Source organism: Hyphomonas sp., from assembly GCF_037969335.1.
GTDB lineage: Bacteria > Pseudomonadota > Alphaproteobacteria > Caulobacterales > Hyphomonadaceae > Hyphomonas.
The window spans coordinates 1-7130 of the sequence record NZ_JBBKXE010000089.1; the positions used below are offsets into that span (position 1 = coordinate 1).

Here is a 7130-nt window from a genome sequence, read left to right on the forward strand (position 1 = left end):
TTCCCCCACCGTCGTGAACCGCCGCTTCACCCCGCCGAACCCCGCCAGCGATGCCCTGACCTGGTCGTCCGTTGCGCCCAGTTCCAGCGCCACGGTGATCGCCGCCAGGGCGTTCTGTACATTGTGCTCACCCGCCATGGGCAGCGTCAGGTCCTTGATCACGCGCGGCGTGGCAGAACCCGGGCGCCGCAATGCGACATCGAAATGCGCGCCATCAAGGTCGGTCGTCAGGTTCACCGCCCGCACATCGGCCTGCCGGTTGAAGCCATAGCTGATCCGCCGCCGGTCGGTGACCCGCGCGGCCAGGTCCTGCACTTCTGGATGGTCGGTGCAGAGCACGGCGAAGCCGTAGAAGGGCAGGTTTTCCACAAAAGTATCAAAGGCTTCGCGCAGCTTATCCATGGAGCCGTAATGGTCCATGTGCTCCGGGTCGATATTCGTCACGATGGCGCAAGTCGGGTGCAGCTTGGCAAACGTCCCGTCGCTTTCGTCGCTTTCAACGACCATCCAGTCGCTCTCGCCCGCCTTGTAGTTCGACCCATAGGCATGGATGATCCCGCCAGTGATCACCGTCGGATCGATGCCGCAGCCGTCCAGCAGGCACGCCACCATGCTGGTCGTCGTCGTCTTGCCATGGGTGCCGGCCACGCAAACCGTGTATTTGAGGCGCGTGATCTCGGCCAGCATGTTCGCCCGGCGCACAACCGGAATGCCTGCCGCCCGCGCCGCCAGCACTTCAGGATTGTCCTTCCTGATTGCTGAGGAAATGATCACCGTGCCCGCGCCCTTCACGTTCTCGCCTCGATGGCCGATGAAGATGTTGGCCCCCTTCTCCCGCAGGCGCTGCACATTGGCGCTGTCGGATATGTCCGAACCCTGGACCTGATAGCCCATGGTCAGCATCACATCGGCAATGCCCGACATGCCGATACCGCCAATGCCGACGATATGTGCAGGGCCGAGGTCGAAAGGGGTGGGTGAAGTCATGATTGAGTCTCCAGATCAGTGCAGCGATGTAGCCGAATCCGGCCCGGCTTCATAGCTCCGCGACACGTTCGGCCATGTCGGCGAGATCGCTCGCGGCGTTGACCTTGCCGACCGACCTGGCCGCCGCCGCGCGCTGGCGCAGGTCGTCACCATGCTCCAGGCGCACCGCAATCAGGCTGCCAAGGAGTTTCGGATAGAGATTGCTCTCGAGGATCACATCGGCCGCATCGACATCCGTAAGCGCCTCGGCGTTTGCTGACTGGTGGTCATCCATGGCAATCGCCAGCGGAATCAGGATCGAAGGCCGCCCGACAACCGCCAGTTCGCTCACCGTGCCGGCGCCTGACCGGGCCACGACAAGGTGCGCCGACGCGAGGCGTTCCGGCATGTCAGCAAAAAAGGGCGCAAGGTCAGCATCGACCTGCGCGCGCCGGTAGATGTTGCGCACGCCCTCCATTTGCTCCTCCCGCACCTGCTGCACCACTTTCAGGCGTCCGCGCAACGACGCCGGGAAATAGTTGGCAATCGCCAGTGGAACCGTATCGCCGATTATGCTTGAGCCCTGACTGCCACCGGTGACGAACAGGACCAGTTTACCGTCGGTGGGCGGGTATGGCGCGTCGCGCATCGCGACGATCGGTGCGCGCACCGGATTGCCGATCGGCATGTGGGCCGCGCCAGACGGCAGGAAGTCGAGCCGGTTGAATCCGCTGGCCACCAGTTTGGCATGCTGGGCGAACTGTCGGTTCACCCGCCCCAGCACCGCATTCTGCTCATGAATGATGATCGGCACCTTGCGCTTTTTCGCAGCAGCCAGTGCAGGATACGCCGGATAGCCGCCAAAGCCCGCCACAAGCGCAGGCTTCGTCTGATCGATCAGGCGCACGGCCCGGTTGATACCTGATTTGATCTTCAGCGCCGCCGCCGGAAGGGTCCACGGCTTGCGAAAGTTCGGCGACGCCGCCCTCACCTCTTCCTTCCACTCGGCTGGAAAGTCGCTGGCATAGCGCAGGCCGCGAGAATCGGAGATCAATCCCACAGTCCAACCGCGCGCATGCATTTCATCGGCAAAGGCGCGCGCCGGGAACATATGCCCGCCGGTGCCACCTGCCGCAATTATCACCAGTTTTCCGGTGTTTACGTCACCCATACCTGCCTCTTGTGCGCGTACCTTGTCCGCGCACAAGGGCCAGTGCAAGCCCGAGTGTCAATGCTGTGCCGATCATTGACGAGCCGCCATATGATACAAAAGGCAGTGTCATCCCTTTTGGCGGGATAAGGGCCACGTTGACAGCGATGTTGATGGCAGCCTGAAGCCCGAACAGAGCGAATAATCCGGCCGCTGCCGCCCGGGCATAACCGTCGTCCAGCCGCGCCGCTGCGCGGAAGCCGCGAAGCACCATCAACGTGAAAACGGCCAGCAGGACAATCGCAGCCACGAGCCCGAATTCCTCGACCATTACGGAGAAGATGAAATCGGTGTGCGCGTCCGGCAGGCTCGCCTTGACCTGGCCCTCCCCCGGCCCGACGCCGAACAGGCCGCCACGCCCGATGGCTTCGGCTGCCTTGTCGATCTGATAGGTGTCATAAGCCGATGGGTCGACGAAACTGTTCACGCGCGCACGCACGTGCGGCAACAGCGCGTACAGCAGGCCCGCAAGTGACACGCCGCCACCCGCAAACGCAGCTGCCCATTTCCAGGGCAGCCCGCTGATGAAGAACGTGATGACGAAAGCCGCCGTCAACAGCGCCGCCTGCCCGACGTCCGGCTGCAGCAGCAGCAATCCCAGCGTCACCGCATAGAACACGAACGCAATCACCGCCCACGGGCCGCTCGGATAGGTCTCCCGCTGGGCCAGCAGCCAGCCGCTCAGCACGATCAGCGCCGGCTTGACCATCTCGCTCGGCTGGAGCGAAAAGCCCGCAATGCGCAGCCAGCGCTGGGCGCCCTTGGCCTCGTACCCGAACACTAGGATCCACACCATCAGCGCCAATGCCGTGAAGAATACCAGCGTCGCCAGGCGCCGCGCCCATGTCTGGTCGAGCATGCTGACGCCGACAAGGATCACGGCCGCTGCCGCCGCAAAGACCGCGTGCCGCATGACAAAGAAATATTCGTTCTCGTAGCCGATGCGGATTGCCGCCGTCGGGCCTGCCGCCAGTGACATCAACAAGCCGATGGCGATCAGGAAAAACGCCCCCCCCATCAGCCCCCAGTCCACCGTGCGCCGCCATTCGGTCAGCCACGACGTGTCGGACCGGGCAAACTGCAAGGCGGTCGGTGCTGGGTTCAAGCCGTCACCCTGATCTCGTTCGGCATCATTGCCTGGACAATCGAGCGAAAGACATCGCCGCGATGTTCGAAGTCCTGGAACTGGTCAAAACTCGCGCAGGCGGGCGACAGCAGAACGATGGGAGCATCTTCGCCTGCGGCTCTCGCATCGCGTAGCGCCGCCTCGACGGCCTTTTCCAGCGTCCCGCATTTCTGCAGGGCAACCTTCCCCTTCAGCGTCGCAGCAAAGGCGTTTTCGGCTTCGCCGATTAGGTAGGCTTTCGCTACATTCGGGAACAGGGATTCCAGCGGCTCGATCCCGTCGGCTTTCGCTACACCGCCAGCGATCCAGTAGACATTCTTGAACGCCCTCAGCGCCTGTTCGGCGGCTTGGGCATTGGTCGCCTTGGAATCATTTATGAAGCGCACACCGTCCACTTCACCGACGGTTTCCAGCCGGTGCGGCAGGCCCGGGAAAGTCTTGAGCCCCGCCATGATAACGTGCTGCTCGATGCCCAGCGCCCGGCAGGCTGCATAGGCCGCAGCCGCATTCTGGTGATTGTGCTTGCCGGGCAAGGAGGGACACTCGCCCAGGTTGCCGATCAGCTCGGCCTTGCCGGACTGGTTGTCATAAAGACGGCCATCAATCGCGCTGACGCCGCGGCCCAGCGTATAAGTCGAGGACGCATGCACGACACGGCCCGGGCCATGCCCCGCGAGGCCGATCGCAATCGACTGCGTGATGACATCGTCGAAGCCAACAATGGCGACATCGCCCTTCTGCTGGTTCTGGAAGATACGCATCTTGGCGGCCTGATAGCCTTCCATGCCGCCATGACGCTCGAGATGGTCCGGGCTCATGTTCAGCAGCACGGCAACGTCGCAGTGCAGGCTCTTCACCAGGTCCAGCTGGTAGGACGACAGCTCCAGCACATAGACCGCATTGGCGTGCAGGGCGGCAAGGTCGAGAACGCCCGTGCCGATAGTGCCGCCGATGCGCGCATCGCGGCCAGCCTGCTTCAGGATGTGCCCGATCAGCGCCGTCGTGGTCGATTTCCCGTTGGTTCCGGTAATGCCGATAATCTTCGGACGGCCACGTTCCGGCAGCGACTGCACGGCCCGCGCGAAAAGTTCCATGTCGCCAACAACAGGCACGCCGGTCATCTCGGCCATGCGCACGATCCGGTGCGGTTGCGGGAACTTGTAGGGAATGCCCGGCGACAGCACCAGCGCGGCAAAGGTCTGCCAGTCGCGCTTGTTGATGTCGGACAGCGTCATGCCGGCGGCTTCGGCCTTGTTGCGTATGTCCTCATTATCGTCCCACGCATGCACGCGTGCGCCGCCAGCCTTCAGCGCTTTTGCTGCGCTGAGGCCTGTCCGGCCAAGGCCAAACACGGCGACATCTCGTCCTGCGTATTCCGTAATGGGGATCATGGGTTGCGGTTACCTCAGCTTCAAAGTTGCGAGGCCCGCGAGGGCGAACAGGACAGACAGGATCCAGAAGCGTGCGACGACGCGCGTTTCAGGCCAGTTCTTTTTCTGGAAGTGATGGTGCAGCGGCGCCATCAGGAAGATGCGCTTGCCTTCACCGGTCAGGCGTTTGGTGATCTTGAACCAGCCGACCTGCAGCATCACCGACAAGGCTTCGATGACGAACAGGCCGCCAATGACGACCAGCGCAAACTCGTGCTTGGTCGCGACAGCCACGATTCCCAGCATGCCGCCAAGCCCGAGCGAACCGGTATCGCCCATGAACACTTTGGCCGGATAGGCATTGAACCAGAGGAAGCCCATGCCGGCGCCGATCATCGCGCCCAGCAGGACGGCAATCTCGCCGGCGCCCGGCGCGAACTGGATGCCGAGATATTCAGCAAAGACAAAGTTACCTGTGAGGTAGGCGATCATCGCGTAGGCGGCGGCGGCAAAAGTCATCGGCACGATCGCCAGTCCGTCGAGGCCGTCGGTGAAGTTCACCGCAGTGGCGCTGCCGACGACGACGATCATGCCGAACAGGATGAAGAAGCCGCCCAGCGGCAGGAAATAATTGTTCACGAACGGCACCGCAACGCCGCCCGAAAAGGCCGGGTCAGCCGGCTTCACCGAAGTGGTCGGCGCAAGGTTGGCAATCTGTTCGGCCAGGCCGTTCAGCGGGCCCCACTCGGCATGTCCGGCGGGTGTGTGCGCGCCGTGCAGGCCCATAACGAATGCACAGGCGACAGCCGCAATGCCGAAGCCGATCAGAAGGCGGGCCCGCGCGGACACGCCTTCGGCGCTCTCCTTGGTCACTTTGGCATAATCGTCGAGAAATCCGAGCAGCGCGTATGACAGCGTCACGAACAGCACGACCCAGACATAAGGATTGGTGAGATTGCCCCAGAGCAGCACGCCGACCAGCAGGCCGATCCAGATCAGGATGCCGCCCATCGTGGGCGTGCCCTGCTTCGACATCTGCGCTTCCAGCGACAGGTCACGGATCGGCTGACCCTTGCCCTGCCGGGCCCGGAGCATGTTGATGATCACGTCACCAAACACCACTGTCACCAGGAACGCCGTCACAACGGCTGCGCCGGCGCGGAAGGTGATATAGTTCAGTAGGTTGAAGAAACCGCTATCCGCGGCCAGCCATTCGTACAGCATCACCTGACCTCTGCAGCGTCTTCGTCGCTGCTATCCATCTTGCCCAAACCAGCCGCTGCACTTCTTTGGCGCAAGCGGTCTGCAATAAGTCCCATTCCGGAGGCATTCGACCCTTTGAGCAATAGCACGTCGCCATCTCTCACTGCGTTTAGCAGTGCATTCCACAGCTCATCCGCCTTGGGTGCCCATACCTGTTGCAGGCTGGGCGGAAGCGCCTCTGCGAGGTGAGTCATTTTGTCACCCGCGAGGAAGACGCCTTCTGCTCCACTCGCGACAACATCCGGCGCAAGTCCGGCATGCTCGCGCGCTGACTCTTCGCCGATTTCCAGCATCTCGCCGAGCGCCACGAGGCGGCGGCCGCCCGAACGCTGCGCCAGCGCCGAGAGGGCGGCGCGCATGCTGGCCGGGTTGGCATTGTAGGCATCGTCAACCAGCGTGAACTGGCCACCTTGCGGCAGGGCGATCTGCTCTACCGTGCCGCGTCCCGGCGGCGGTGAATAGCCGGACAGGGCTTCAGCACAATCGGCAACCGAGCGGCCCGTCTGGCTTGCCGCCAGCAACGCAGCCGCCGCATTGAGCGCCCAATGCTTGCCGACGGCGGCGATTTCCAGTTCCGCACGCTGACCGATCACGTCCACGCTGATGCGGCTGGTCAGGCCATTGGTTTCATATCCCGTCACCCGCGCAGTGGCGTCTTCCGCCGTGCCGAAGGTTTCGAGGTTTCCCGTCGGGCAGAGCTCACGCGCCCGCGCCGACAGCTGGTCGAGGAAGGCGTCATCGGCTGGCAGGATGAACGTACCACCCGCTTCCATGCCAGCGAAAATATCCGCCTTTTCATTGGCCACGGCTTCGAGGCTGCCGAGTCCTTCGAGGTGCGCGCCGGCAATGCAGGTCACGATGCCGACATGCGGTCGCACCATATGGCTGCGCGGCGCAATCTCGCCCGGCGTCGACATGCCGATCTCGAAGACCGCGCGCTCGGTCGATTCCGGCATCCGCGCCAGCGTCAGCGGCACGCCCCAGTGATTGTTGAAACTCTTGACGTTCCAGTGCGCCGGGCCAGCGGCGCGATAGATCCGCGCCAGCATTTCCTTGACGCTGGTCTTGCCCACGCTGCCGGTCACCGCCGTGCGGATCGCGCCGGACCGGGCCCGCGCCGCGATCCCCATCATTTCCAGCGCCACCAGCACATCGTCGACCATTATGGTCGGACCGCCCGTGACGGGTTTCGACA

The 7130-nt window shown here is 63.3% G+C and carries 6 protein-coding genes; all 6 read right to left on the reverse strand.

The features are described from left to right. Window positions 1–987 (reverse strand): UDP-N-acetylmuramate--L-alanine ligase (gene murC / locus AADA04_RS07220; RefSeq protein WP_340692580.1); only part of this gene is annotated, 987 nt, incomplete at its 3' end. 49 nt (window positions 988–1036) lie between these two features. After that, window positions 1037–2137: a UDP-N-acetylglucosamine--N-acetylmuramyl-(pentapeptide) pyrophosphoryl-undecaprenol N-acetylglucosamine transferase gene (locus AADA04_RS07225; protein ID WP_340692581.1), complete on the reverse strand. Its 1101-nt coding sequence runs from the start codon at window positions 2135–2137 to the stop codon at window positions 1037–1039. Beyond that, complete coding sequence (locus tag AADA04_RS07230; protein WP_340692582.1) at window positions 2130–3281, reverse strand: putative peptidoglycan glycosyltransferase FtsW; 1152 nt, start codon at window positions 3279–3281, stop codon at window positions 2130–2132. The genes AADA04_RS07225 and AADA04_RS07230 overlap by 8 nt, the downstream gene beginning before the upstream one ends. Beyond that, a complete protein-coding gene (gene murD / locus AADA04_RS07235; RefSeq protein WP_340692583.1) occupies window positions 3278–4693 on the reverse strand; it encodes a UDP-N-acetylmuramoyl-L-alanine--D-glutamate ligase in 1416 nt (471 codons plus the stop codon). The genes AADA04_RS07230 and murD overlap by 4 nt, the downstream gene beginning before the upstream one ends. A 9-nt stretch (window positions 4694–4702) precedes the next feature. Further along, a complete protein-coding gene (gene mraY / locus AADA04_RS07240) occupies window positions 4703–5896 on the reverse strand; it encodes a phospho-N-acetylmuramoyl-pentapeptide-transferase (protein ID WP_340692584.1) in 1194 nt (397 codons plus the stop codon). Next, window positions 5896–7130, reverse strand: a 1235-nt coding sequence (gene murF, locus AADA04_RS07245) for a UDP-N-acetylmuramoyl-tripeptide--D-alanyl-D-alanine ligase (RefSeq protein ID WP_340692585.1), incomplete at its 5' end; no start/stop codon positions are given. The genes mraY and murF, both read right to left, overlap by 1 nt.

What these genes read in the sequence shown, in the direction of transcription:
- murD (WP_340692583.1), bottom strand. Translation starts at nt 4,693, where the DNA reads ATGATCCCCATTACGGAATACGCAGGACGAGATGTCGCCGTGTTTGGC.
- mraY (WP_340692584.1), bottom strand. Translation starts at nt 5,896, where the DNA reads ATGCTGTACGAATGGCTGGCCGCGGATAGCGGTTTCTTCAACCTACTG.
- AADA04_RS07225 (WP_340692581.1), bottom strand. Translation starts at nt 2,137, where the DNA reads ATGGGTGACGTAAACACCGGAAAACTGGTGATAATTGCGGCAGGTGGC.